The sequence below is a fragment of the Actinosynnema sp. NPDC004786 genome (assembly GCF_053601135.1).
The window spans coordinates 26,603-52,477 of the sequence record NZ_JBSGBG010000037.1 but is presented as its reverse complement, the minus strand read 5'-3'; the positions used below and the strand labels follow the sequence as shown (position 1 = coordinate 52,477).

The window sequence follows — 25,875 nt, the reverse complement described above, 5'->3', positions numbered from 1 at the left end:
AACGCGGTGCGCCAGCCTAGCCACCGGCCGCACCGGACAGGTCAGGCGTGCACCTCGGGCGGCGTCGGCCGGGGAGCTTCCTCCGTGCCGACGACGCGGGCCCCGTGCACCGGCCCCTGCGCCACGCGGACCGTCCGGCAGACGCCCGCGCCCGCCAGCTCGGCCGCCACGCGCACCGCCGAGTCACCGTCCGTGCACAGGAACGCGCAGGTCGGACCCGATCCGGACACCAGACCGGCCAACGCGCCCGCGTTCACCCCCGCGCGCAGCGTCCGGCGCAGGTTGGGCCGCAGCGACACGGCGGCGGCCTGCAGGTCGTTGCCGAGGAGCAGCGCGAGCTGGCGCGGGTCGCCGGACGCCAGCCCTTCGAGCACGGCCTCCGCCTCGCCCACGCGGGGCGGGTCGCCCTCGGCGCGCAACCGGTCCAGCTCGTCGAACACCTCGGGCGTGGACAGCCCGCGCCGGTCGAACGCCAGGACCCAGTGGAACGTGTGGCGGGACAGCACGGGCACGATCCGGTCACCCCGGTCCGTGCCGAGCGCCGTGCCGCCGTAGATGGCGAACGGGACGTCCGCGCCGATCCGGCCCGCGACCTCGGCCAACTCGTCCCGGCTGATCTCCAACCGCCACAGCGACGCCAACCCGACGAGCGTCGCGGCGGCGTCCGCGCTGCCCCCGGCCATGCCCCCGGCGACCGGGATGGACTTGCGGATCACGACCCGGACCTTGGGGTCCTCCGGATCACGGCCGACGTGCTGGGCCAACGCCCGCACCGCCCGCCACGCCAGGTTGGACGGCCCGGTGGGCACCGAGTCGGCGCCCTCGCCGTGCACCTCCACCCCGGGGTCGTCGGCGATGGCGACGGTGACCTCGTCGGTCAACGACAGGGCCTGGAAGATCGTCACCAGGTCGTGGTACCCGTCCGCGCGGGGATCGCCTACGGCGAGGTGCAGGTTCACCTTGGCCGGGACACGGACGGTGACCGGTGGTGGGACGACAGCGAGCACGCCATGAGCCTACGGGCGTTTCCCGGTTGCCCGCTCCTACCAACCTCTGACCTGCGACAAAACACACTCCCCACCCCACCCCGCGACCGGTCACGCCTTCCGCACAAAGAAGGGTTCCGTGTCATCCCGCCGACCTGGCGCAGCCCTACCGCGCGTGTCAAGGGGGCACTTCCAGCCCTACCGCACCTGACGCTGGAACGGCCCCCTTGACACGTGCGGTAGCCCTCGTGGAGGTCGGCGGGATGACACGAAACCCGACCAACGACGCAACCGCACCGAACCACCGAACCCCGTCATCCTGCTGATCTGCCCGTCCGGCGAGGACGCTTTTCGCCCTTCTCCCTCATCCTGAACGTTCAACTCGGGGTACCTGAACGTAGGACACACCCGACGCGAACGTAGGACACGCACGACGCGAACGTAGGACACGCACGACCTGAACGTAGGACTCACGCGGGTGTGGAGGGACGGCTCTCGGGTCAGACGGGGAGGACCGAGCCCGCGAAGGTCTCCTTGATGTAGTCCTTGACCTGCTGCGACTGCAGCAGCGCGAGCAGGTCCTTGATCCGCTGGTCGTCCTTCAGCTCGGCCCGCGTGACGAGCCCGTTCGCGTTCGGGTTGCCCTCGGCCTTCTCCAGCACCAACGCGTCGGACGCGGGCTTGAGGCCGGCGTCGATGGCGTAGTTGCCGTTGACCACGGACGCGTCCGTGTCGTCCAGCGACCGGGGCAGCTGCGCGGCCTCCAGCTCGACGAACTCCAGCCCGCGCGGGTTGTCCTCGACGTCCCGGATGGTCGCCGTCTTCTCCGCGCCCGCCTTGATCTTGATCAGCCCGTTGTCCTGGAGCAGCTTCAGCCCGCGCGCCTCGTTCGTCGCGTCGTTCGCCACCGCCACCTTCGCGCCGTTCGGCAGGTCGGCCAGCGACTTGTGCTTCTTCGAGTACACGCCGAGCGGCTCGAGGTGCACCGGCCCGATCCACTCCAGCGACGCGCCGCTCTCCGCCTTGAACGTGTCCAGGTACGGCACGGTCTGGAAGTAGTTCGCGTCCAGCGACCCGTCCACCAGCGCCGTGTTCGGCTGCACGTAGTCGGTGAACTCGACGACCTCGATCTTCAGGCCCTTCGACTCGGCCAGGTTCTCCGCGACGTACCGCAGCACCTGGGCGTGCGGCACGGGGCTCACGCCGACCTTCAGCGCCGCGTTCGGGTCCGAGGCGGCGCCGGTGTCGCCACTACCGCAGCCCACTGCGGTCAGCAGCACGGCCAGCAGGGCAGCACGAATACGCATTTCATTCCTTATGGGTCAGCAAAACGGGTGAGCAAACCAACCGAAAAACAAGAAACTCAGACGGACGCCGTCCGCCGCCGGTCCACCCCACGCGCCACGCGGTTGGTCAGGAACTGGATCGCGGTCGCGATGACCGCCAGCACGACCACCGTGCTCCACAGGTAGCGGTCGTTGAACCGCTGGTACCCCATGCGCACGGCGAGGTCGCCGAGCCCGCCCCCGCCGACCACCCCGGCCATCGCCGAGTACCCCAGCAGCGCGATCGCGGTCACGCCGACGGCGTTGACCAGCGCGGGCAACGACTCGCGGAGCAGCACGCTGCGCACGATCCGCAGCGTGGACGACCCGGTCGTGACGGCGGCCTCGACCACCGCCACGTGCACCTCGGCCAGCACGTTCTGGACCAGCCTGCCGACGAACGGGATCGCGCCGACGGCCAGCGGCACGATGGCCGCCGTGGGTCCGATGGTGCTGCCGAGCAGCAGCCTGGTCAGCGAGGTGAGCACCACCAGCAGGACCAGGAACGGCATGGAGCGGCCCAGGTCCACGACGAACCCGAGCACTTTGTGGAGCACCGGCCGGGGCTTCAGCCCACCGGGAGCGGTGAGCTGGAGCCAGATGCCGACCGGCGCGCCGAGCAGAACAGCGATCAGGGTGGAGACGACCACCATGTACAACGTCTCGCCGGTGGCGACCAGCACGTCGTCGAACACGGTGGACCAGGGTGTTGCAGACCTCACGCAGCTACTCCCTGCGGACCCGACAGGGTCCGGCGCACGGAGCCGCCCGCTTCCGAGATCCACTCCAGCGCCGAGTCCGCGCGCTCGCCCTTCAGGCCGACGCGGAACCGCGCCACCGGCGTCTCGCCGAGCCGGGTGAGGCCGCCGCCGAGCAGGTTCAGCTCGACGCCGAACCGGCCGGTGGCCTCGGGCAGCAACGCGCCGACCGCGGCGAACCCGACCAGCACGACGTCCGCGACCCGGTCGAACGCGCCCTCCTGCGCCGGGTTCTGGTCCACGGCGGGCAGCAGCGACGCGGCCGTGCGGCTCGTCGCGTCCGACACCAGGTCGAGCACCTTGCCGTGCTCCACCACGCGGCCGTCCTCCAGCACCGCGACGTCGTCGCAGATCCGCCGGACCACGCCCATGTCGTGCGTCACCACGAGCACCGTCACGCCCAGCTCGGCCCGCGCCCGGTCCAGCACGGTGAGCACCGAGCCGGTGGTGTCGGGGTCCAGGGCGGACGTCGGCTCGTCGGCCAGCAGCACCGACGGCGACGCGGCGAGCGCCCGCGCGACCGCGATCCGCTGCCGCTGGCCGCCGGAGAGCTGGTCGGGGTACGAGCCGGCCTTGTCGGTCAGGCCGACCAGGTCCAGCAGCTCGGCCACGCGGGTGCGGCGCTGCGGGCCGGCCACGCCCGCGGCCTCCAGCGGCAGCGCGACGTTGCCCGCCGCGGTGCGCTGGCGCAGCAGCGAATCCCCTTGCGGCACCACGCCGATCTGCCGCCGGGCGGCGCGCAGGGCGGTGCCGTCGAGGGACACGAGGTCGGTGCCGTCGACCCGGATCGCGCCGCTGTCGGGGCGCTCCAGGAGCGCGACGCAGCGGGCCAGCGTCGACTTGCCCGCGCCGCTGGGTCCGACGACGCCGAGGACGGTGCCCGCGGCGACGTCCAGGTTCACGCCGTCCAGCGCGCGAACCTGGCCGGTACTCCCGGGGAAGGTCTTGGTGAGGTTCTCGACAGTGATCACGTTTTCGCTCCACGACTGCATGCGGCGGCGCACGGCTCGGGGCGTGCGCGACCGGCGGCTCAGCTCAGAAGGTGTCCTGAAGAAGGACGCGAGGATTCGAAGGCGCCTAGGTGCTCAGCGGCAGCTGCGACAGCCCGAGGACGTGCGGCGGCCGTGGTCGACGACCCGACGTCGGGTGAGCATTCGCATCCTGGGCACGTGATCCTCCATCGATCCTGGCTGAAGCACCTGCCCCCATGGGGGGGTGGTTGCTGCGGCGTCGTGGAGCCAGGTCTCTCGGCCGCTCGGGATGGCACCACGAGTAGACCCGACGAGGACCGGCTGACGCAAGCCCGAAACAGGATCGTCCGGCAAATCACACTTTCGGCCGAAAGATCATCGACTAGCTATGGGACGCGGCTTCGGCTATCCGGATGAAGTCGCTGACGTCCAATTGTTCGCCGCGCACCGCCGGGTCCACCCCGGCGGCGACGAGCAGCCGCTCCGCCTCGGCCGCCGAACCGGCCCACCCGGACAGCGCGCCGCGCAGCATCTTGCGCCGCTGGGCGAAGGCCGCGTCCACCAACGCGAACAGCCGCTTCGGGTCCACGGCGGACCGCGGCGCGCGGCGGTCGAACGCGACCAGCGCCGAGTCCACGTTGGGCACGGGCCAGAAGACCGAGCGCGGCACCGCGCCCGCGCGGCGGGCGTCGGCGTACCAGGCGAGCTTCACGCTGGGCACGCCGTAGACCTTGCTGCCCGGCGGGGCGGCCATCCGGTCGGCCACCTCCGACTGCACCATCACCAGGCCGGTGCGCAGCGACGGCAGCACGGCCAGCAGGTGCAGCACCACGGGCACGGCCACGTTGTAGGGCAGGTTCGCCACCAGGGCCGTCGGCTCCACCGGCAACCGGTCCGCGGTGACCCGCATCGCGTCCTCGTGCACCACCGACAGCCGGTCGGCCAGGCCGGGGGCGCGTTCCGCGACGGTCACCGGCAGCCGCTCCGCCAGCACCCCGTCGATCTCCACGGCCACCAGCGCGCGGCAGGAGGGCAGCAGCGCCAGCGTCAGCGAGCCGAGCCCGGGCCCGACCTCCAGCACCACGTCGTCGGGGCGCAGGTCGGCCGCCGCCACGATGCGCCGCACCGTGTTCGGGTCGTGCACGAAGTTCTGCCCCAGCTTCTTGGTGGGGCGCACGTCCAGCTCGGCGGCCAGCCGACGGACGTCGGCCGGGCCGAGGAGGTGGCTCCCCGGCCCGGCCGACGTCGGGTCCTCAGTCACCCGTGCATTCTTACGGCAGGCCCAGCTTCTGCTGGCAGTGGGGCCACGCCGAGTAGCCGCCGCGCGCGTCGCGCAGCTTGGTGGCCACCGCGATCTGCTGCTCGCGGGTCGCCTGGTGCGGGTACGCGGCGTACTGGCTGCCGCCGTAGGCGTCCCAGGTGCCCTTGTTGAACTGCAGGCCGCCGTAGTAGCCGTTGCCGGTGTTGATGGCCCAGTTGCCGGTCGCCTCGCAGTAGGCCAGCCGGTCCCAGATCTCGCCGTCGGGCGGGAGCTTGGTGCCGACCTTGACCTTCTTCGGCTTCGGCTCCTTGGTGACCTTCGCGCCCAGCTTCTCGCGGCCGACCTCGGCCCCGTTCTTCACCGTGACGCGGTAGGTGACGATCTGCTCGCCGGCCTCGCCCGGGTCCAGGACCTCCTTCTGGCCCTTCATCAACGTGTCGTCCTTGACCTCCTCGACGGGCGGCTGGATGGCCTCCGTCGCGTTGATCACGGACACGCCGGTGCGGGTGATGTGCACCTCGGCGCCGTTGGTGATGCGCAGGTCCGCGGCGGTCTCGAGCCTGTCCTCGGGGCCGAGGGTCAGGTTCTCGGCCTTCATCAGCTCGTCCACGGTCACGGCCGTCGTGCGCAGCTGCCGGGGCTCGTTGCCGCCGTCGTAGAGCGTGATCGTCTTGAGGCTCTTGACCTCGAGCGAGAGGCCGTCGAGGGGGACGTCCATGTTGCGGTCGTGGGAGAGCCACGCGCCCTCGTCCTCGATCCGCAGCTGCTCCAGCGCCTCGTCCACGGTGACCGACCGGACCCAGCCCTCGCGCTGCTCGCCGTCGACCGTCGCCTTCACCAGGCGGCCGCGGTCCAGCGAGATCTTCCCGCCGTCGCCGACCTTCGCCTGGGGGGACGGGGAGAGCGCGTCGTGCTCGCCGATCGTGATGCCCTCGTCGGCCAGGATCTCGCCGACGGTGGACTCGTAGGTGCGGACGGTCTTGGCCTCGCCGTCGATGTCGACCGTGACGGACTTGTCCATCGCGATCGCGGTGGCGCCGCCGCCGGAGATGGTCACCAGCACGGTGGCGACCGCGGCCTTCAGGAAGCGCCGCTTCCACTTCCCGGCGGCCTCGACCAGGGCGGCCGGCGGGGCGCTCGGCCGCTCGGCGGCCAGACCGCCCGCGACCCGGTCCTGGGAGACCTCGTCGGGGAGGATGATCGGGGGGAGGAGCGTGGTCTCGGCGTTGATGAGCCGGATCAGCTCGTCGACGTCGACGTTCGCGTTCGCCAGCAGCTCGTCGGCGTCCGGCCCGAGCACTTCGAGGACGTCGTCCGGGGTGATGGTGAACACCGCGGTGTCCCACTCGGACGGCGGCCCCGGTCTGTCCAGGACGCCGACCCCGGTCACGGGTGTCGGCTGCACGGGGGTGAACCAGTCGGTGTCCTCGTTGAACGAGTTCACGGGTTGCCATACCTCCTGAAGGCGCGAAGTCCGGCCGCACGCACGGTCGTGTCGGTGGTCAGCTGGTGATCTCCGGCATCTCCTGCGCTCGTCGGCTTCTCGCTTCTGGTGTCAACGTGACCCGCCCCGACTGCGGGTGCGCCCCGGAGTGCGACTCGGGGCACGGTCACGGGACCGTAACGGGTGCGCGGGGGTTGTGCCAACACCCCGACAACCCTTGTGAGTTCAGTCACTCCGTTAGGGGAGCAAGTCCGTCCGCCATTTGTCGTAAGGAGCACTACGACTCCACCCGGTCACCAAGATCGAAGACACGTTCGGCGTTCCGGGTGATCTTGGTGGCCAGCTCCCCCGGGTCGACCTCACGCAACGTCGCCAGGTCGCGCAGGGTGTAGTTGGCGCAATAGGGCTCGTTCGGGCGACCTCGGTACGGGTGGGGCGTGAGGAACGGCGCGTCGGTCTCCACCAACAGGTGCTCGTCGGGCGCCCACCGCGCGGCCTCCCGCAGCGCGTGGGCGTTGCGGAACGTCGCCGTGCCGGCGAAGGACAGCACGAACCCCCGCTCCACGCACGCGCGCGCGAAGGAGAGGTCGCCGGAGAAGCAGTGGAAGACCACTGTGGACGGCGCGCCCTCGGCGTCGAGCACCGCCAGGATGTCGTCGTGCGCGTCCCGGTCGTGGATCATCAGCGGCTTGCCGACCCGCTTGGCGAGGTCGATGTGCCACCGGAACGCCTCGTGCTGGGCGGATTTCGGCGCGTAGTCCCAGTAGTAGTCCAAACCGGTCTCGCCGATCGCGACGACCCGCGGCAGCGCGGCGAGCCGTTCCAGCTCCGCGCGTTCCGCCTCGCCGAACACCGACGTGCGGGTGGGGTGCAGGGCGACGGCGGCGAACACCCGGTCGTCCCACGTGGCGGCTTCGGCGGCCCATCGGGCGGCGTCGAGGTCGTCGGCGACGGTGATCACGCGGTCCACGCCCGCCTGGACGGCCCGGTCGACCACCTCGCGGACCTGCCCGGGCGTCTTCGCGCCGCACGCGTCCAGGTGGGTGTGGGCGTCGACCACCGGCGCCGGCAGCGCCTCCGGCACCGGTGGCCGCTCGCCGCGGCGCTTGGTCACGTCCGCCGCCGCGTCGCGCGCGTCACCGGACGGGTCGCCCGACGCGTCACCCGACGGGTCGCCGGCCGCGTCACCGGACGATCGGGGCCCACGCGGGCCCGGTCTCGCCCAGCTCGGGGTCGAGCTTCGCGAACAGCGGCGCGGGCTTGGCCAGCGGGCGGCCCACCTCGATCGGGGTGGACGCCCACGTCGCCTGCTCGGCCGCGTAGTCGCCGGTGAGCACCGGGTAGTGGCGGTCCGGCACGTCCAGGTCGGCCACGTCGGTCAGCTCCGGCTGGGCCGCCCACACGCCCGTGCCGCCCAGCGCCTCGTGCACCTTCTGCGCCGAGTGCGGCAGGAACGGCGTCAGCAGGGCGTTGGCGTCCTGCACGACCTGCAACGCGGTGTGCAGCACGGTGTCGCGGCGCTCCGGGTCGTCCTTGAGCTTCCACGGCTCCTGGTCGGACAGGTAGCGGTTGGCCGCGCCGACGACCTTCATCGCCTCGGTGGACGCCTGCTTGAACCGGGAGCGGCGCAGGTGCCCGCCGACCACGTCGAACGCGGCGCGCGACAGCGCCAGCAGCTCGTGGTCGGCCTGCGTGGGGCTGGTCGGCCTCGGCACCGCGCCGACGTTCTTGTGCGCCATCGAGATCGACCGGTTGACCAGGTTGCCCCACTCGTTGGCCAGCTCGAAGTTGGTCCGCCGGACGAACTCCTCCCAGGTGAAGTCGGTGTCCTGGTTCTCGGGGCCGGCCACGGAGATGAAGTAGCGCAGCGCGTCCGGGCCGAACTCCTTGAGGAAGTCGGTCACGTAGATGACCGTGCCGCGGGAGGTGGAGAACTTCGAGCCGCTCATGGTCAGGAACTCGGAGCTGACCACCTCGGTGGGCAGGTTCAGCGTGCCGAACGCGCCCGGCTCGCCGCCCTTCGCGCCCTGGCCGTTCTGGCCGAGCAGCAGGGAGGGCCAGATCAGCGAGTGGAAGACGATGTTGTCCTTGCCCATGAAGTAGTAGCCCTGGGCGTCGCCGGTCCAGAACTCCCGCCAGGCGTCGTCGTCCCCGGACCGCCGGGCCCACTCGACGGACGCGCTGAGGTAGCCGATCACGGCGTCGAACCACACGTAGAACCGCTTCATCGGCTGGTCGCGCCACCCGTCGAGCGGGATCGGGATGCCCCAGTCCAGGTCGCGGGTGATGGCGCGGGGGCGCAGGTCGCCGAGCAGGTTCTGGCTGAACTTGAGCACGTTCGGCCGCCACTCGGTGCGGGTCTGGAGCCAGCCGCCGAGGGCGTCGATGAACTGCGGGAGGTCGAGGAACAGGTGCTCGGTCTCGACGAACTTCGGCGTCTCGCCGTTGATCCGGCTGCGCGGGTTCTTCAGGTCGACGGGGTCGAGCTGGTTGCCGCAGTTGTCGCACTGGTCGCCGCGCGCGCCGTCGTAGCCGCAGATCGGGCAGGTGCCCTCGATGTAGCGGTCGGGCAGGGTGCGGCCGGTGGAGGGGCTGATCGCGCCCATCTCCGTCTTCGGGACGACGTAGCCGTTGCGCCAGAGGGCGAGGAACAGCTCCTGCACCACCCGGTAGTGGTTGCCGGTGGTCGTGCGGGTGAACAGGTCGTAGGACAGGCCGAGGCCGTGCAGGTCGTTGGCGATGACGCGGTGGTACTTGTCCACGAGCTCGCGCGTGGACAGCCCCTCCTTCTCCGCCTGCACCGAGATCGGCGTGCCGTGCTCGTCCGAGCCGGAGACCATCAGCACCCGGTTGCCCGACATGCGCATGTAGCGGGAGAACACGTCGGAGGGGACACCGAAACCGGAGACGTGACCGATGTGGCGGGGGCCGTTGGCGTAGGGCCACGCCACCGCGGTCAGCACGGAGGCACTCATGGTCCAAGCCTACGGAGGTCCTTCCAGCGCTTTTCCGCGGGTCGGGACACCGAGGCACCGACGCCTCGCTGTTCTGACCTTCTGATTCTGATAGTATGAACACATGAAGGAAATGACGGCGTCCGAAGCGTCGCGCAACTTCTCCGCCGTGCTGGACGAAGCCGAGCACGGCGAGACGATCGTGGTGACCCGCAACGGCCGCCGCGTCGCCTTGATCACGCCCGCCCCCAGGGCGAACGGCCGGGCGCTGCACGAGGTCTTCCGCCGCTGGCACGGTCGTGAGGGACTGGACGAGCGGTTCGCGGCCGACGTGACCGCGGCTCGCGAAGTGGTCTCGGGCGACCTGGACTCGGACCCGTGGCACGACTGATCCTCGACACCGGTGTGCTGGTCGCCGGCGCCCGCGGGGTCCTCGACCCGGCGGCCATCTCCGACGAGGACGACGTGGCGCTGCCCGCCGTCGCGCTGGCCGAATACCTGACCGGCCTGCTGCTCGACGGCGACCAGGCGCGGAGCGCCGCGCAACGCGCGTTCCTGGACGACGTGCTGACGACGGTGCCGGTCGAGGACTACACACCCGCGGTCGCGGAGCACCACGCGGCGCTCTTGGCGCACCTCAGGCGTTCCGGTTCGCCGCGCGGCGCGCATGACCTGATCATCGCCGCCACTGCGCGGGCGACCCACCGGACGTTGGTGACCACCGACGAACGTGCCCGGTTCGGCGAGCTGCCCGGTGTCGAGGTCCGGCTCGTGCAGGTCAGGAGCCGCTGATCACGGCGTCGTACAGGGCCTTCTTGCTCACCCCCGCCGCCTCGGCGACCTCGGCCGCCGCCGTCTTGGTCCGTTCGCCGGCGGCCACGCGTTGGCGCACCTCGGCCACCAGCGCCTCCATCGGCGGGGCCTCGCGGGCCTCGGCGGGCGCCAGCACGACGGTGATCTCGCCGCGCACCCCCGCCGCGGCCCAGTCGGCCAGCTCACCGAGGCCGCCGCGCCGGACCTCCTCGTAGGTCTTGGTCAGCTCCCGGCACACGGCGGCCCGCCGGTCGGGGCCCAGCACCCGCGCGGCGTCGGCCAGGGTGTCCGCCAGCCGATGGGGTGATTCGAAGAAGACGCAGGTCCGGGGCTCGTCCAGCAGGCCCGCGAACCACCGCTGCCGCTCGCCCGGCTTGCGCGGCGGGAAGCCGTCGAAGCAGAAGCGGTCCGACGGCAGGCCCGACACGGCCAGCGCCGTGGTCACCGCGGACGGGCCGGGCAGGCACGTGACCACGATGTCCTCCGCCACGCACGCCGCCACCAGCCGGTAACCGGGGTCCGACACGCTCGGCATGCCCGCGTCGGTCACCAGCAGCACCGTGCGGCCGTCCCGCAGCGCCTCCAGCAGGCCGGGCAGCCGGGCCGCCTCGACCTGGTCGTAGAAGCTCACGACCCGTCCGGCCGGCGTCACGTCGAGCGCCGCCGCCAGCGACCGCAGCCGCCGGGTGTCCTCGGCCGCGATCACCTCGGCCGTGGCCAGTGCGTCGACCAGCCGCGGCGAGGCGTCCCGGACGTCGCCGAGCGGAGTAGCGGCCAGCACCAAACGGCCTGATCCAGATACAGGTCTCACGCCTCTCACCCTACGATCGGCCCCGTGAGCCTGATCGCACCGCAGTCCGCAGACGACGTGGTCGAGGCCGGCGAGGTCCCGCCGGCGAGCCCGCCACCGGGCAACGACCGCGAACAGCGGGCCCGCCAGCTCGAACCCGGCCCCATGAGCGACGCCCTGAGGGGCTGGCTGGTCACGTTGACCGTGGCCCTGATCGGCGGTGTGGTCCGGTTCTGGAACCTCGGGTTCCCGACCGACAAGGGCACCCCGGTCTTCGACGAGAAGCACTACGTGCCGCAGGGCGCGCAGGTGCTGCGCAACGGCGGGTACGAGGACAACCCCGGCTACGAGCTGATCGTGCACCCGCCGCTGGGCAAGCAGCTCATCGCGATCGGCGAGTGGCTGTTCGGCTACGACGGCGTGGGCTGGCGGTTCGCCTCGGCGCTCGCGGGCACGCTGACGATCCTGCTGGTGGTGCGGATCGCCCGGCGGCTGACCCGGTCGGACCTGATCGCGGCGATCGCGGGCGTGCTGCTCATCGCCGACGGCATGAGCCACGTGCAGTCGCGGATGGGGATGCTGGACGGCTTCCTCACGTTCTTCGTGGTGGCCGCGTTCGCGTGCCTGGTGGCGGACCGGGACCAGGTGCGGTCGCGGCTGGCCGTGGCGGTGCGCGAGGGCTGGGCGACGCACTCGCCGTTCGGCCCGTGGCTGGGTTTCCGCTGGTGGCGGTTCGCGGGCGGGGTCTCGCTCGGCCTCGCGTGCGGCGTGAAGTGGTCCGGCGTCTGGTACATCGCGTTCTACGGCGTGCTGTCGGTGGTGTGGAGCGCGCTGGCCCGGCGTGCGGCGGGCGTGGAGCGGCCGTGGCTGGGCTCGTTCGCCAAGGACCTGCTGCCGTCGCTGTTCGCGCTGCTCGTCGTGCCGATCCTGACCTACCTGGCGACGTGGTGGGCGTGGTTCGGGTCGGAGACGGCCATCGACCGGCACATCGCGGGCACCAAGATCCCCGAGGACGGCTGGATCCCGGCGCCGCTGCGGGCGCTCTGGTACTACAGCGGCAACGTGCTGGACTTCCACACCAAGCTCGTCACGTCGGACACGAACCGGCACCCGTGGGAGTCGAAGCCGTGGACGTGGCCGATGGGCCTGCGGCCGATGCTCTACTACTTCGAGGGCTCGGTGCAGGGCTGCGGCGCGGCGAGCTGCGTGGGCGCGATCATGCTGATCGGCACGCCCGCGATGTGGTGGCTCGCGTTCCCGGTGCTGGCCTGGGCGCTGTGGCAGTCGATCTCCCGGCTGGACTGGCGGTACGCGGCCGTGCTGGTCGGGTACGGCGCGGGCTACCTGCCGTGGTTCATCAACATCGACCGGCAGATGTACTACTTCTACGCCATGCCGATGGCCCCGTTCCTGGTGCTGGGCATCGCGCTCGCGCTCGGCGAGGTGCTGGGGAAGCGGACCGACGGCAAGGAGCGCCGGGGCACCGGCCTGCTCGCCGTGGCCCTGTACGTCGGGCTGGTGGTGGCCAACTTCGTGTGGCTGTGGCCGATCCTCAACGGCATACCGATCACTCCGGAGATCTGGGACGCCCAGAAGTGGCTTCCGTCCTGGAACTGACCTCCGGGCCGTCCTGCGAGGACGGGGCGGTGGACACGAGGGCCGGAGGAACGTCCACGGGCGGCGCGAACGCTTCCTCCGGCCGGATCCGCGGCGGCGCGGCAGCCCACGGCTTGAGGTTCTGCACCACGTCCTCGTAGAAACCCGTGACGGCGGTCAGCACGGAATCGATGAACGAATTCCGGCCGGTGCCGCGCTTGCCGCCCATCGGGACCGAGTTGGCGACGCGGAACCCGCGGATCTCTTTCGCCGGGTCCACCACCAGGACCGCCGGGTCGTCCTTCACGGCCTTCAACAACTCCGACGCGCCCGGCCCGCGCGCGTGCAACGCGAAAGCCTCCAGCCGAATTCCGTCGGGCGCGTTCTTCAACTGCCTGAGGAGCCAGTTGACCCGGGTCGTGGGACGGCCTTCCCGGGGGGCGTCCAGGTCGATGTGGCAGGACACGCGCCCGGCTCGCAGGTCCGCCGTCACGTGCAGCGTGCCGACCGTGCCGGGAATGGCGATCCCCGCGGTCAACCGCCCTTCGGCGACGAGTTGACCGACCTGCCTGGCGACCCGCGTCCGCGGCTCGGCCAACTCCTTGCGGGTCAGCGCCGGGGTGACGTCCGTGCCCAGCCGGCGGCCGAGTTGGAGGCACGCGAACCGCACCAGCGCGTCGAAGCGCAACGCGATCTCGGGCGCGCTCTCGTCGGTCGTGCGCAGGGTCCCCGCCTGCACGGCCTCCCTCAGCGGAACCCAGGCCGGACCCATGTCCTCGAAGGCCATCGCGCCTGATCGCGGGTGCTCCAGGTACCGGATCAGCTCACCGAGGATCCACGCCTGATCGGCGTCCGCGACGCCGCGGTGCTCCTTCTGCACCACGGCCTGGCACAGCACCTCCGTCCACGACCAGTGGTGCAGCGCGACCTTCTTGAGCTTGCGCCGGTCGACCGCCGTGGGGTGCGCGCCGGGTAACGGGGGGATTTCGTTGGAAATCGTGATCACCGCGTCGAAACCGCGGTCGCGCGCGACGTCCAGGTAGTTCTCGAGCTGCTCGGCCCGCAATTCGTTCGCGCCGGTCTTCACCTCGACGAGCGCGGTCCACGAACGCTGTCCGCGCACCACGCGGATCAGCCCGTCGGGGACCACCTTGCGGTCCCCGAGCTGGAACGGCACCTCGATGAACGTCTGCACGGCGGCGGCCGGCGCGCCCAGGGGTTGGGTCAGCGCGCGCCCGAATTCCCGCACCGCGGACATCACCGCGAGCAGTGCGGAAGTCGCCCGTCGTTCCTGCTCATCGGCACCGTTGATCCCGGAGGTGGGGATCAACCGTGCGGCGTGCCAGCTCTCCTCGGACGACACGGGCCACCTCGCTGACTGTTCCGCTCGGACGGATCACCGTCTGGTTCGGGGTGGGCGGTGCGTCCGTTACCGGGACGTCGCCCGTTCACCCGTTCGCCCCAGCCGGGCCGCGTCCCCGGGTCAGCGCGGCAGCTCGGTGAGCACCGGGTTGCGGATGCTCTCGTAGATCACCGAGCTGCGCAAGCTGATCACCTCGCGCCGCTCGCTCAGCCGGTCGATGAGGAACGCGTGCAGGTGCTCCAGGTCGGGCACGGCGACGTGGATGAGGAAGTCGTCGTCGCCCGCCACCACGTACATCGCGGTCACCTCCGGCAGCGCGCCGATCGACGCCTTGAAGTGGGCGATCACGGCCCGGCTCATGGGGCGCAGGCGGGCGGCGACGAACGCCTGCACCGGGCGGTTGAGGGCGGACAGGTCCACGTCCGCGTGGTAGCCCTTGATCACCCCGCGCTCGCGCAGCGCGCGCACGCGCTCCAGGCACGTCGACGGCGCGACGCCGAGCCGCCGGGCCAGCTCCCGGTTGGTCAGCCGCGCATCCAGCTGCAGGTTCGCGATGATCGCCGAATCAAGTTCGTCCACGTCCCGATGATCGCAGAGCCGGGCGAACGAAGTTCGGCGGCGCTGGATCCAAGCCGTGTGATGCGCGAGTGTGACGGCATCCGACCGAACGAATGGAACCTCCGTGCTGCCCACGCGACTCGCCCTGGTCCTCCGTGACGACCTGCCGCCCAACCTCGCCGCCAACGCCGCCGTGAACCTGGGCCTCACCCTCGGCTCCCGCCTGCCCGACCTGCTCGGCGAGGACGCCGAGGACGCCGACGGCGGCGTCCACCCCGGGCTCAACACCCACCCGGTGCCGGTGCTGACCGCGTCCGCCGACGTCCTGCGCGCCCTGCACCGCGCCGCCGGGGACGACGTGCTCCGGATCGGCTTCACCGAGGTCGCCCGCCGGTCCCGCAGCTACCCCGAGTACGTCGAGGCGCTCGCGCGGACGACCGACCCCGAGTTCGTCGCGGTCGCCCTGTACGGGCCGCGCACCGACGTCAACCGGCTGACCCGCAGGCTGCCGCTGATGGCCTGAGGGCGACGGCGGCGGACCGGCCGCCGCCGTCGGGCTCCCGCCGGACGCGGCTCAGCGCACCGGCCGGGTCGGCGGCTCCGGCCGGTCGATCATCCTCGTGACCGGGCCCTCCTTGCTCAGCCCGGCCTGCGACAGCCACGTGCTCAGCTCGGACCGGATGGCCGTCAGGGACGGCCGCCTGGCCGGGTCGGAGTCGAGGGCGCTGGTCAGCAGCCGGTGGTGCGCGCTGTGCTGGGGCAGCTTCACGCACGGCTCGCCCTGCGCGGCCGCCATCAGCGACGAGATCGGGTTCTCCCGGGTGCCGCGCGGCGGGTGGCCGGTGAGCGCGTAGCTGACCGTCGCGGCCAGCTGCCAGGCGTCCGACGCGGGGCTCGCCGCCTCGCCGCGGGCGGTCTCCGGGGCGAGGAAGTCCGGCGTGCCGACCATCATCCCGGTGGCGGTGAGCGTGCTGTCGCCCTTCGACCGGGCGATGCCGAAGTCGATCAGGTGCGCGGTGCCGTGGGTGTCCACGATGACGTTGGACGGCTTCACGTCCCGGTGCAGCACGCCCTGCTCGTGGGCGGCGGCCAGCGCGTCGGCCATGTTCACCCAGAGCCGGGCGGCGAGCGTGTCGGCCAGCAGGCCGTTGTTGAGCACGACGTCCGACAGCGGTTGGCCGTCGATGTACTCCATGACGATGGCCAGGCCGTCCGGGTCCTGCACGATGTCGAACACGCGCACGCAGTTCGGGTGCCGCACGGCGGCCAGCGCGCGGGCTTCGCGCAGCATGCGCTGCTCGGTGTCGTTGTCCGGCGCGTGCGCGAGCTTGACCGCGACCGTGCGCGCCAACTGCTCGTCCACCGCGAGCCACACCGTGCCGAACCCGCCCCGGCCGAGCTGGCGGATCCGCCGGAACCGGCCGCCGGCAGGGTTCCACACCTTGCCCGAGTCGGGCGTCGGCGTGGGCGCGCTGCCCGTGCCGCCGCTCCCCGGGCCGAACGGCAGCGGTCCGGGCGTGTCGGCGAGCTGCGCGGGCTTCACCGGCTCCGGCGGCACGTCGGCGACCCGCGTGGGCGGGTAGTGCCGCTGGGGCGGCGTCGGCCGGTAGGGCGGCAGCGGCGCAGGCTGGTACGGCGGGATCTTCGCGGGCTGGTACGGCGGCGGCTTCTCCACCTGGTACGGCGGCGGCTTCGGCGTCTGCTGGTGCTGCCCCTGGGCGGGCTGCGGGGTCGGCACGGGTTGGCTCGGGGGTTGTCGGGGTGGCTGCGGCGGCGTTCTCGACACCGCGGGTTGCGGGCTCGGGTTCCCGCGATCGCGACCGGGGCGGTTCAGCATGGCGGTAGTCAACCCGAAAACCCGCACCACGAGGGAGCCCAGCAGCGCGATCGGGAAGAACCCGAGCAGCAGGTGCCCCACCAGCGCGACCGGCATGGCCGACGTCGACAGCAGCAGGACCAGGAACGGCGGCCAGAACACCCGGCGCGGCCAGTTCGGGCCGAGCCGGAACGCCGAGCCCGCCTGGAGCATCACGAACAGCAGGCACAGCAGCGCCAGCAGGGCCGTGGCGCCCGCCACGACGACGTCCACGACCCCGGTCCGGCCGGTGATCGCGCTGACGAACGAGCCGCGGCCCAGCAGGTACTCGTACTGGGTGAACACCCCGCAGGGGGCCTGGTCCAGCGACTCCGTGCCGGCCAGCGCCCGACCGCGCAGCAGCTTGAAGGTGGCGGTGAACGCCATCCACGGCAGCACCAGCGTGCTCGCCACGCCCAGCACGGCGAAGATCGCGCCGGTGATCGGGCCGTAGGAGTTGCCGACCACGCGCCGGACGGTGATCGAGAGCAGCGCGGCGACCGTGGGCAGCACGCCGATCAGGGCGCCGAACGCGGTGACGGTCCAGGCCCAGTCGCCCGGGCAGAGGGGCACGGCGGTCCAGCCGTGCAGCCACGCCAGCAGGGACTCGGCCAGCTCCACGACCCGCACCACCCCTTCTCGTCGCCTCTCAGGGTACGGGTGCGGGCCACGCCGACAGCGCCCTCCGGTCAACGTCGCGCCGATCGGCCCGGGTGGCGGCGCCGGCCCGGCCGGCCCGACCGGCGGCCGTCACGGCTGGTCGCGGAGGTGGTGCGACCGGGGGACGCCGACCGGGGCCCTCCCCGCCCGCCGCGCGTGATCGTTTGCTCGCGCACAGCCACCGGACCGGAAGAGGGCCCGGCCCACGGGGGTGGGCCGGGCCCCGCGCGTGCGCTCGCCGCTAGCTCACGCGCTCCCACAAGGCGGGCACCGCCGGCGGATCCCAGCCTGGTTGGGACGTGTGCCCCTGCAAGCACCGGTACCCGACGCCGTCGTACGTCACGAGGGAGCCGATCGCGTACGCGACGCCTGGCTGCCAGGTGGTCTGGCCCGGGTTCGTGGTGGTCGTCGTGGTCGGCGAGGTGGTGTTCGTCGGCGTGCCGCCACTGACGACCAACTTGAGGCCGTAGACCTGGAGGATCTCGTTGACCGGCTGGAAGTAGGTCGTCCCGCCGGACGTGCAGTTCCCGGAGCCACCGGAGGTGACGCCCTGCGCCTGGTCGCCCGCCAGCCACGAGCCGCCGGAGTCGCCGGGTTCGGCGCAGGCGTTCGTGCGGGTCAGACCGGTGATCGTGCCTTCGGGATAGGTGACGGAGGCGTTCTTCTGCTGGACCGTGCCGCAGCGCCAGCCCGTGGTGGAGCCGGAGCGGCAGATCGACGCGCCGACCGGCGCCTCGGTCGAGCCCGCCACCGGCACCGTGCCGGGGTAGCGGTTGACCAGCGCCCGGCCGGGGTTGCCGGCGGCCGTGCGGACCCAGGCGTAGTCGTTGCCGGGGAAGCTGGAGCCCGCGAACGTGCCGCTGGGCTGCGTGGTGGTCGCGCCCGTGCGGCCGCAGTGGCCGGCCGTGACGAACCCGCCGTCGACCGCGAACCCGACCGAGCACCGCGAGCCGCTGCCGATGTAGTAGGCGTTGCCGCCGATCACGTCGACCAGCGGTCGCGGGTCCTCGGTGGACGGTTCGACCCGGACGTCCGCGTCACGCAGGCCGCTGGCGCGCGCAAACGCTTTCGCCGCCGGGACGTCGCGGGCCAGCACCACCACGGTGTTGGTCGGCTGGTCGACGTACCAGCCGGGCACCGCCTTCGGCGCGTTGCGGGCGTTGGCGTCGAGCCTGGTCTTGAGCGCGTCCAGCTCGGCCAGGGACCGGGTCACGAGCTTCGCGGTCGCGCCCTCCGCCTCGACCGCCTGGATCTGCGACGCGGCCGTGACGCCGACGACGAGGTCGGTGGCGTCGGCGTTCAGCCACGCGCCCGCGAACCCGGGGCCGAGCCGCGCCTTCAGGGTGGACTCGGTGCGGGCGGCGTCCGCCTCCCGCTGGAGGCGGGCGCGGGCCTGGTCGGGGGTGAGGTGGAGGTCGCGCGCCAGGGCCGCGACCAGACCGCCGTCGGCGGTCTCGGGTGGGGGTGGACCGGCGGTCGCGGTGGTGGCCAGCGCGGCTGCCAGTCCGGCAGCGCTCAGGACCGCCACGGCGAGCGCGGCGACGCTACGTCGAGTCATCCGCTGTCTCCTTGCAGGGGTGGTGACACGGGATGCGGGGCCGTGACCCGACGCTAGCCGGCCGACCGGCGCGGCGGATATGCCAGTCCGGTCATACCGCGACGGTATGGTCCAGTCCACTTCCGATCTTGTTCACCGCGCGGTTGTCCGCGGCATCGACGATCCGCGCCGATCACAGCAGGCTGAGCTGGGTGCCCTTCCGCTTGCGCCGGGGCTGCGGGTCGCCCCACTGCTCGTACGCCTTCAGCGACGCCAGGAACGGCGACCGCGGTCGCCCGGCCGAGTGGCTGAGGAACAGGTGCCGCTGCGCCCGCGTCATGCCGACGAACAGCAGCCGGCGCTCCTCGTCCACCGCCTCCGGGTCGTCCTCGCCCGGCCACCGCATCGGCAGCACGCCGTCCTCGCACCCGACGATGAACACCACCGGGAACTCCAGGCCCTTCGACGCGTGCAGGGTGAGCAGCGAGATCCGATCGGCCCGCGGGTCCCAGGTGTCCACCTCCACGCCCAGCGCGAGCGCGGTGTGGAAGCGCTCGAAGTCCGTCCCGCACTCGGCCGCCAACGGCTTCAGCAGCTCGTACGCCGTGTGGTCCTCGCCCGCCACGGCGCGGACGCGCTCCAGCACCGTCCCGCCGGCGGCGTACGCGACGTCGTGCGCGATCCGGGCCACGCCGGGCCGGTCCGCCAACCGGTCGTGCGACCGCTTCTGGAACGGCAGACCGGACTGCGTCAACGCCTCCACCAGCGCCCGCGACTGCCGGTCCGTCCGGTACAGCACGGCGAAGTCGGAGAACCCCAGCCCCTGCGTGCCGTCGCCGACCACGCGCCCGCTGTCGAGCGCGTGGAACGACGCGCCGCCCAGCACCTGCTCGATCGTGCGCGCCACGAACGCCGCCTCCGCCGCCTCCGACGACGCGTGGTGCACGCCGATCGGCGCGGACCCGTGGTCCGCCATCGGCCGCAGCTCCCGGCCGGGCACGAGGGACGACGGCGCGATCACCTCCAGCGCGCCCGTCACCACCGCCGACGACGACCGGTAGTTCCTGGTCAGGTGCACGGTCCGGGCGCCGGGGAAGTCCTCCCGGAACCGCAGGAAGAACCCGACGTCCGCGCCGCGGAACCGGTAGATCGCCTGGTCCGGGTCGCCGATCGCGGTCAGGTTGCCGTCCGGCGGCACGAGCAGCCGCAGCAGCCGGTACTGCTGCTCGTCCACGTCCTGGTACTCGTCCACGGACACCCACCGCCACCGGTCGCGGTAGGCGGCGACGAGGTCCGGCGACCCCTCCAGCAACGCCAGCGGCAGCGTGACCAGGTCGTCGAAGTCCACCAGGTCCTGCGCCCGCAACGCCTTCTTGTACCGGTCGTCCCCGGCCGCGACGAGGTCCCGCGCCTCCTTCTCGTCCGCGACGACGGTCGAGGCCACCGCCACCTGCCGGTCCGGGTCCGCGACGCCGAAGGACGGCGACAGCCCGAACACCGCGCCGTGCTCGCGCAGGAGCAGCACGCCGAGCGAGTGGAACGTCGCGATGGTCAACCCGTCCACGGCGTCGGGCGCGAGCGCGGCGAGCCGTTCCGCCATCTCCTCCGCCGCGCGCCGGGTGAACGTGATGGCCAGGCACTGCGACGGCGGCACGCCGCGGGACGTCACCAGGTCCGCGATCCGGTGCGTCAGCGTGCGCGTCTTGCCCGTGCCCGGTCCGGCGATGATCAGCAGCGGCCCGCCGGCCACCTCGGCCGCCGCCCGCTGCTCGGGGTCGAGGCCGTCCAGCAGCGACGTGCCGCGGTGCTCCGCCGGCGCGGCCACCGGGTCCGCGACGGGGACGACCGCCGGGGCGGGGCGCGGCCGTTCCACAGTGGACGGGGCCGGGGCCGCGTAGTCGAAGAGCGCGAACGCCGACCGCCGCCGTTCCAGCTCACCCGGCTCGAACACCCGGATCACGCCGTACTCGCCGTCGTACCCCGGGTCGCGCACCACCTCGCCGCGCCGCAGCCGCGCCACCGCCTCGCCCAGCAACGGCGAGTGCGCGGCGATGTCGTCCACCGGGACGTCCTGCAGGATCACCAGCTCCGGCCCGAGCGCCGCGGTCAGCTTGTCGATCTCGGTCAGCACCTTCTTGCTCTTCGGCCCGGTGCCGACGATCTCGCTCACGATCTCCGGCAGCGGCACCAGGCTGGTGAACCCGGCCGCGCCGGCGGGCCGGGCGCCGTGCGGCCGGTCGGCCAGCTCCTCGACCCGGCTGAGCACCCCGACCGTCAACGGCTTGCCGCACCCGGGGCAGATCCCCTTGTGCGCCAACGTCTCCTCGGGTTCCATCCGCACGCCGCACTTGCGGTGCCCGTCGACGTGGTACTTGCCCTCCTCGGGGAAGAACTCCAGCGTGCCGGCGAACCCGTCGCCGGTCTCCAGCGCCGACCGGACCGAGTAGTAGTCCAACTCCGTGTCGAACACGGTCGCCTCGCGGCCCAGCACGGGCGGCGAGTGCGCGTCCGAGTTGCTGACCAGCCGGTACCGGTCGAGCCCGGACACCCGCCAGTTCATGTCCGGGTCGGACGACAGCCCGGTCTCGATCGCGAAGACGTGCGGCGCGAGGTCGGCGTAGCAGTCCTCGATCGCGTCGAACCCGGACTTCGACCCGAGCACCGCGAACCACGGCGTCCAGACGTGCGCGGGCACGAGGTAGCCGCCGCACTCCAGCGTGATCTCCAGCAGGTCGCGCGAGTCGAGCCCGAGGATCGGCCGCCCGTCCGAGCCGAGGTTGCCGATCTTCGCGAGCCGGGCGTTGAACCGCGCCGCCGACGCCAGGTCCGGCACGTACACGAGGTGGTGCACCTTGCGCGTGCGGTCGCCGCGCTTGTAGATCGTGGAGATCTCCACCGACAGCATGAACCGCACCGGCGCGCCGGCCAGGGACGGCGGCAGCGTGCGGTCGATGTCGCGATCGAGGTCGTCCCGCAGCCGGTACAGCCCCGGCGACGCCTCCACCAGGGTGGACGTCAGGTGGTCGTACCAGGCGGGGTGGGTGAAGTCGCCGGTGCCGACCAGCGAGATCCCCTTGCGCCGGGCCCACCAGGTGAGGTGTTCGAGGTCGCAGTCCCGACTGCACGCCCGCGAGTACTTGGAGTGGATGTGGAGATCGGCCACAAAGCGCACCGTCCAGATCGTAGTGACTGATCCACTGCGCTCCGCCACCACCTCGCCCACTCAAGCCGCCACCCGCATCCGGTGCGCCTGCCGCAGGATGCGCTGCAACGCCGCCCGCTTGCCGGGGTGCAGCATGACCAGCGCGCGCACCGCCCGCGTCCGGCCGAACCAGGTGGGGTTGGGCGCCAGGTGCCGGGTCAGCGCCGCGAGCCTCTTCTCCGACGCCGGCTTCACCCTGGCCTCGCCGACCAGGTCCTCCAGCTGCCCGAACGCCAGGTCGGTCGTCTCCGGGTCGGTCAGCGCCCGCACCGCCAGCGTGGTCATCCGGTCCGGGTGCGCGGCGAACAGCTCCTCCGACCGCGAGTACGGGTAGTAGCCGGTGATCCACATCGCCAGCGGCAGGGCCACCCGCGCGAGCTTGCGGTCCGTCGTCCAGCGCAGGACGGTGGCCAGCACTTCCCCTCGGTACTCCTCGGTGTCCAACAGCGACAGGACCGCGGCGACCACCGTGTTCTGCGGCGTCCTCCAGCGTGAGCGGGCGACGAGTTCCAGCCGGCGCAGGGACTCGTCCAGGGACCGGGAGGCGGCCGTGGTGAGGCTGAACCACGCGGCCGTCGCCTGCCGGTAGGCGGTGCCGTCCACCCAGGCGTCCACCGTCTGCGAGACGAGCGCGCCGTACCGCTCGTCCAGGCGTGCCGCCGCGGCGGCCGCCAGGGTCTGGTGCGCCATGACCCCGCTGCGCGCCAGGCGGTCGAGCAGGTGCAGCGGCTCGTGCGCGGGGATCTCCGTGACGATCGTGATCAACGCGCGCAGGACCGCCTCCCGGAACCGGCGCGTCACGCCCGGCGAGCACATCCACCGCCACAGCTCCTCCTGCGCCAGCGGGTACTGCCGCGACAGCCGGCGCAGCACCACCCCGGCCCACCCCTGGCGGACGAAGTGGACCGTCTCCTCGCGCAGCCCGGGGTGCACCGGGTGGTCGCGCACGGTCGTCGTGGCGGACACCGCGGCCAGCAGGCGGCTCTTCGACGTCGAGAACGGCGGGTGCGCGCGGAACTCGTCCTCCGGCACGTGCGTCTTGCGCAGCGCTTCGTCCAGCTCGACGGCGCAGGCCACCACCTCGTCGTAGGGCTGGTGCTCCAGCACCGCGATCGCGAACGACAGGGCCAGCTCCAGGTCCGACAGGCCGCCGAGGTGGCGCTCGACCGCCTGCTCGACGTCCTCGCGCAGCTCCGCTCGCGCCGCGTCCAGGTCCAGGCCGCCGGCGCAGACCCGGACCGCGAGGTCCGCCGCGCGCACCGCCTTCTCCGGGGCCGCGCCGTCCTCCAGCGCCAGCTCGCCCTTGACGAGCACCAACGGGCCGTCCGGGTCCGCGAGCCGCCGCCGGTGGATCTCGATGCGGGCCACCTCCTCGGCGGGCGGCGCGGTCAGCCGCGCGACGTGGCCGCGGGCCGCGGCGGGCACGTCCCCGTCGGTGTCCACGACGATCACCAGGTGGCACCCCGCCGCCCGCACGAGCCGGGCCGCCTGCTCGAAGTCCAGCCCGCCGAAGTGGGTGTGCGCGGTCTCCCGCGCGTCCCAGACGTACCCGACACCCGCGGTCAGGTCCTCGACCGCACCCAACGGCCGCTCGCGGCCGATCTCCACGACTTCCGCCGCGCCGACGTCCACCAGCAGCCGACGCGCCGCGTAGGAGCGCCCGGTGCCCGGCCCGGCCAGCACGACCACCCGCTGCGCCCGCAGGATCCGCGTGGCGTCGCCGAACCCGCCGGGCGGCGTGAAGTGGTCGCGCACGTCGTCCAACTCGGCGCGGGTGGCGCGCAGCACCACGAGCTTCGACTCGCGATCGACGCCGAAGTGCACACCGCCGTGGATGACTCCGGCTTGGACGCCCTGGAACGCACCGCCTTCGGCGGAGTTCTCGACGGGGATGAGGTGGAGTTCGTCGGGAACCCGGTCTTCGTCACTCACCCCTGCATCGTGGCGAGCAACCCGTCACCGCTCTCCCGTGAATTGCGGCCCCGCCCAAACCCGCTTGTCCTCTGTGGAAACCACGGACCCGCCGACCCACGTGCCCACCGCACCGGGTCCGGGGCAACGCCCTCCGGACGGGATCCGGGGTCGGACCCCCCGAAATGCGACGGGGCGGGATGTGTCGATGCTTTCCATCGACACATCCCGCCCCGAGACGAGTGGAGCTGAGGGGAATCGAACCCCTGACCTACTCGATGCGAACGAGTCGCGCTACCAACTGCGCTACAGCCCCGTGTTCTGTTGTCGTGCGGGGGAAGCATATCAGTAGTCGGGGGGTGGTTTTGCCACCCCCCTCTACTCGCCCGCCGCCCGCCGGTACGGGAGGGCTTCCGGGCCCTCCAGCTCGACGAACAGCGGGTCCTCGTCGTCCGGGTCCACGACGACCGTGCCGGGCCGGACCTCGTGCTGGAACCTCGGCTGCGGGGGCAGGCCGGGCTGGTCGCGGGTGGTGTCGGCGGACGCGTCGGCCGCGGCCGGCTTGGCGCCGGCGGGGCGGGCGGCCCGGCGGCGGGACTGGCCCAGCCTGGCCTGGCGGCGCGCGCGGATGTCCTCCTCGATCCGCACCTGCCGGCGCAGGTACGCGAGGTAGGAGACGAGCGTCACGTCCACCGCCGCGTGGCCCCACCAGGCCAGCGGGTAGAGCAGGCCCGCGACGAGGCCCGTGACCAGCGCGAGCAGCAGCAGCGTCCCGACCACGCGGCGGCGGAACGCGTACTTCGCCTGGGCGACGATCGCCGCGGTCTCCGGGTCGTAGCCGCCCCGGCCCGGCCGGAACGGCCGGTGGTCGACGAAGTCGTCCGGTTCGTCGTAGTAGTCGTAGTCGTCGAACTCCGCGTCGATCTCGGGCATGGCGTCGTACTCCTCCTCCACGCTGCCACGCGACGCGTCGGCGCGCTTGCGCGCGACCATCGGCACGAGGACGACCAACCAGGCCACGACCAGTCCCACGACGATCAGCGAGCTCGGCATCCCCGTCACCTCCCCCTACCTCGCGGCGCGCTCGGTGGTGCGCTTGCCACGCTAGTCACAACAGTCACACCTGTGTCGGAGGCACGCCGACCGGCGTACGTACCAAAGTGTGGTGTATCACCCACTTTCGGGTGATCCGAATAAGCCGCTCGGCCGGAAGATCAGGCGATTCGGGCGTACCCCTGTGCGACCATCCGGCGTACCAATCCCTCCGGTGAGGTCTCTTCGGCCGTCATCGCGAAGCACAGGTGGTCACGCCAGTCGCCCGCCACGTCGAGGTACCTCAGGAACAGCCCCTCCTCGCGGAAGCCGGCCTTGGCGAGCACGCGCAGGCTGGCCCGGTTCTCCGGGCGGACGGTCGCCTCCAGCCGGTGCAGGCCGCCCTCGCCGAAGCAGTGGTCCACGACGAGCGCCAGCGCCGCCGTGGCCACGCCGCCGCGCGCCCGGTCCGCCGCCACCCAGTACCCGACCCACGCCGAGCGCAGCGAGCCGCGCACGATGTTGCCCACCGTGATCTGCCCGGCCAGCTCGCCGTCCACCGTGATCACGAACGGGAACGCCTGGCCGCGCCGGGCCAGCGACTTGAGCGACGACCACTGCGGCGGCCACGCCAGGGCCGAGTTCCGCTCGTGCCAGCCCTCGACCGCGGTGGGCTCCCAGTCCTCCAGGTACGCCCGGTCGCGCAGGCGGGCCCGCGACCACGCCGAGGCGTCGAACAGCTTCGGCGGGCGCAGCGCCACCAGACCGGCGTCGACCCGCAGCGGGCCGAGCCGGGCGGGCCAGCCGGGGTGCCGACCGCCTTCCCACGCGTGGCTCACCCTGTCCCCACAGTGCTCAT

The 25,875-nt window shown here is 72.4% G+C and carries 21 protein-coding genes, 1 tRNA gene and 1 riboswitch; of the genes, 4 read left to right on the top strand and 18 right to left on the bottom strand.

Translation table 11 applies throughout. From position 1 onward, the window contains the following. Positions 1-41: 41 nt before the first annotated feature. The 8 genes from ACWEFJ_RS28085 to metG form a co-directional block, all read right to left on the bottom strand. Positions 42-1,007: a 4-(cytidine 5'-diphospho)-2-C-methyl-D-erythritol kinase gene (locus tag ACWEFJ_RS28085; RefSeq protein ID WP_378092651.1), complete on the bottom strand. Its 966-nt coding sequence runs from the start codon at positions 1,005-1,007 to the stop codon at positions 42-44. 479 nt (positions 1,008-1,486) lie between these two features. Continuing rightward, positions 1,487-2,293: a MetQ/NlpA family ABC transporter substrate-binding protein gene (locus tag ACWEFJ_RS28080; protein ID WP_378090788.1), complete on the bottom strand. Its 807-nt coding sequence runs from the start codon at positions 2,291-2,293 to the stop codon at positions 1,487-1,489. A gap of 56 nt (positions 2,294-2,349) precedes the next feature. After that, positions 2,350-3,033, bottom strand: coding sequence for a methionine ABC transporter permease (locus ACWEFJ_RS28075; RefSeq protein ID WP_378090789.1), 684 nt, complete (start codon positions 3,031-3,033; stop codon positions 2,350-2,352). Beyond that, positions 3,030-4,040 (bottom strand): methionine ABC transporter ATP-binding protein, encoded by a 1,011-nt coding sequence (locus ACWEFJ_RS28070; RefSeq protein ID WP_378090790.1) that lies wholly within the window; start codon positions 4,038-4,040, stop codon positions 3,030-3,032. Before ACWEFJ_RS28070 ends, ACWEFJ_RS28075 begins: the two co-directional genes overlap by 4 nt. Positions 4,041-4,243: 203 nt before the next feature. Further along, positions 4,244-4,336, bottom strand: a riboswitch (SAM riboswitch). 86 nt (positions 4,337-4,422) lie between these two features. After that, positions 4,423-5,301: a 16S rRNA (adenine(1518)-N(6)/adenine(1519)-N(6))-dimethyltransferase RsmA gene (gene rsmA, locus ACWEFJ_RS28065; protein ID WP_378090791.1), complete on the bottom strand. Its 879-nt coding sequence runs from the start codon at positions 5,299-5,301 to the stop codon at positions 4,423-4,425. A 10-nt stretch (positions 5,302-5,311) separates the two neighbouring features. Further along, positions 5,312-6,745, bottom strand: a complete 1,434-nt coding sequence (locus ACWEFJ_RS28060) for a transglycosylase family protein (protein WP_378090792.1) — start codon at positions 6,743-6,745, stop codon at positions 5,312-5,314. A gap of 277 nt (positions 6,746-7,022) precedes the next feature. Next, complete coding sequence (locus ACWEFJ_RS28055; protein ID WP_449715543.1) at positions 7,023-7,859, bottom strand: TatD family hydrolase; 837 nt, start codon at positions 7,857-7,859, stop codon at positions 7,023-7,025. Between the two features lie 70 nt (positions 7,860-7,929). Then, a complete protein-coding gene (gene metG / locus ACWEFJ_RS28050) occupies positions 7,930-9,720 on the bottom strand; it encodes a methionine--tRNA ligase (protein WP_449715542.1) in 1,791 nt (596 codons plus the stop codon). 103 nt (positions 9,721-9,823) lie between these two features. On the opposite strand from metG, the gene ACWEFJ_RS28045 reads away from it, so the two are divergent. Beyond that, a complete protein-coding gene (locus tag ACWEFJ_RS28045; protein ID WP_378090795.1) occupies positions 9,824-10,090 on the top strand; it encodes a type II toxin-antitoxin system Phd/YefM family antitoxin in 267 nt (88 codons plus the stop codon). Then, entirely contained in the window at positions 10,078-10,491 is a 414-nt protein-coding gene (locus tag ACWEFJ_RS28040) for a PIN domain-containing protein (protein ID WP_449715541.1), read from the top strand. The genes ACWEFJ_RS28045 and ACWEFJ_RS28040 overlap by 13 nt, the downstream gene beginning before the upstream one ends. Here ACWEFJ_RS28040 and rsmI read toward each other — a convergent pair. Continuing rightward, on the bottom strand, positions 10,478-11,323 hold the full coding sequence (gene rsmI, locus ACWEFJ_RS28035) for a 16S rRNA (cytidine(1402)-2'-O)-methyltransferase (RefSeq protein ID WP_378090797.1): 846 nt from the start codon (positions 11,321-11,323) through the stop codon (positions 10,478-10,480). The genes ACWEFJ_RS28040 and rsmI overlap by 14 nt on opposite strands. A gap of 24 nt (positions 11,324-11,347) precedes the next feature. Here rsmI and ACWEFJ_RS28030 point away from each other — a divergent pair, with 24 nt between their 5' ends. Beyond that, the gene (locus ACWEFJ_RS28030) at positions 11,348-12,919 is read left to right on the top strand and encodes a dolichyl-phosphate-mannose--protein mannosyltransferase (RefSeq protein WP_449715540.1); all 1,572 of its coding nucleotides are present in this window, start codon (positions 11,348-11,350) and stop codon (positions 12,917-12,919) included. On the opposite strand, the gene ACWEFJ_RS28025 is transcribed toward ACWEFJ_RS28030, so the two are convergent. Together ACWEFJ_RS28025 and ACWEFJ_RS28020 are read right to left on the bottom strand one after the other, a co-directional pair. Next, a complete protein-coding gene (locus ACWEFJ_RS28025) occupies positions 12,870-14,261 on the bottom strand; it encodes a hypothetical protein (protein ID WP_449715539.1) in 1,392 nt (463 codons plus the stop codon). The two genes, ACWEFJ_RS28030 and ACWEFJ_RS28025, sit on opposite strands and share 50 nt — an antisense overlap. Positions 14,262-14,381: 120 nt before the next feature. After that, positions 14,382-14,840, bottom strand: a complete 459-nt coding sequence (locus tag ACWEFJ_RS28020) for an Lrp/AsnC family transcriptional regulator (RefSeq protein ID WP_449715538.1) — start codon at positions 14,838-14,840, stop codon at positions 14,382-14,384. 103 nt (positions 14,841-14,943) lie between these two features. Here ACWEFJ_RS28020 and ACWEFJ_RS28015 point away from each other — a divergent pair, with 103 nt between their 5' ends. Then, complete coding sequence (locus ACWEFJ_RS28015) at positions 14,944-15,342, top strand: DUF2000 domain-containing protein (protein ID WP_378090801.1); 399 nt, start codon at positions 14,944-14,946, stop codon at positions 15,340-15,342. A gap of 51 nt (positions 15,343-15,393) precedes the next feature. Here ACWEFJ_RS28015 and ACWEFJ_RS28010 read toward each other — a convergent pair whose 3' ends face one another. The 7 genes from ACWEFJ_RS28010 to ACWEFJ_RS27980 form a co-directional block, all read right to left on the bottom strand. Continuing rightward, on the bottom strand, positions 15,394-17,307 hold the full coding sequence (locus ACWEFJ_RS28010) for a protein kinase domain-containing protein (RefSeq protein WP_449715537.1): 1,914 nt from the start codon (positions 17,305-17,307) through the stop codon (positions 15,394-15,396). A 268-nt stretch (positions 17,308-17,575) separates the two neighbouring features. Further along, positions 17,576-18,892 carry an alpha-lytic protease prodomain-containing protein gene (locus tag ACWEFJ_RS28005; RefSeq protein ID WP_449715536.1) on the bottom strand — a complete coding sequence of 439 codons (1,317 nt, stop codon included), beginning with the start codon at positions 18,890-18,892 and terminating at the stop codon, positions 17,576-17,578. A 172-nt stretch (positions 18,893-19,064) separates the two neighbouring features. After that, positions 19,065-22,043, bottom strand: coding sequence for a UvrD-helicase domain-containing protein (locus ACWEFJ_RS28000; RefSeq protein ID WP_449715535.1), 2,979 nt, complete (start codon positions 22,041-22,043; stop codon positions 19,065-19,067). Between the two features lie 51 nt (positions 22,044-22,094). Next, positions 22,095-24,005, bottom strand: a complete 1,911-nt coding sequence (locus tag ACWEFJ_RS27995) for a hypothetical protein (protein ID WP_449715534.1) — start codon at positions 24,003-24,005, stop codon at positions 22,095-22,097. A 222-nt stretch (positions 24,006-24,227) separates the two neighbouring features. Further along, positions 24,228-24,300 (bottom strand) — tRNA-Ala (locus tag ACWEFJ_RS27990). Between the two features lie 62 nt (positions 24,301-24,362). Further along, entirely contained in the window at positions 24,363-25,037 is a 675-nt protein-coding gene (sepX, locus tag ACWEFJ_RS27985; protein WP_449715533.1) for a divisome protein SepX/GlpR, read from the bottom strand. A gap of 161 nt (positions 25,038-25,198) precedes the next feature. Beyond that, positions 25,199-25,855 (bottom strand): GNAT family N-acetyltransferase, encoded by a 657-nt coding sequence (locus tag ACWEFJ_RS27980; RefSeq protein ID WP_378090810.1) that lies wholly within the window; start codon positions 25,853-25,855, stop codon positions 25,199-25,201. Positions 25,856-25,875 lie beyond the last annotated feature (20 nt).

Bases quoted from the DNA above. Each gene is read 5' to 3' on its own strand.
- ACWEFJ_RS28080 (WP_378090788.1), bottom strand. From the start codon at position 2,293: ATGCGTATTCGTGCTGCCCTGCTGGCCGTGCTGCTGACCGCAGTGGGC.
- metG (WP_449715542.1), bottom strand. From the start codon at position 9,720: ATGAGTGCCTCCGTGCTGACCGCGGTGGCGTGGCCCTACGCCAACGGC.
- ACWEFJ_RS28045 (WP_378090795.1), top strand. From the start codon at position 9,824: ATGAAGGAAATGACGGCGTCCGAAGCGTCGCGCAACTTCTCCGCCGTG.
- ACWEFJ_RS28005 (WP_449715536.1), bottom strand. From the start codon at position 18,892: ATGACTCGACGTAGCGTCGCCGCGCTCGCCGTGGCGGTCCTGAGCGCT.
- sepX (WP_449715533.1), bottom strand. From the start codon at position 25,037: ATGCCGAGCTCGCTGATCGTCGTGGGACTGGTCGTGGCCTGGTTGGTC.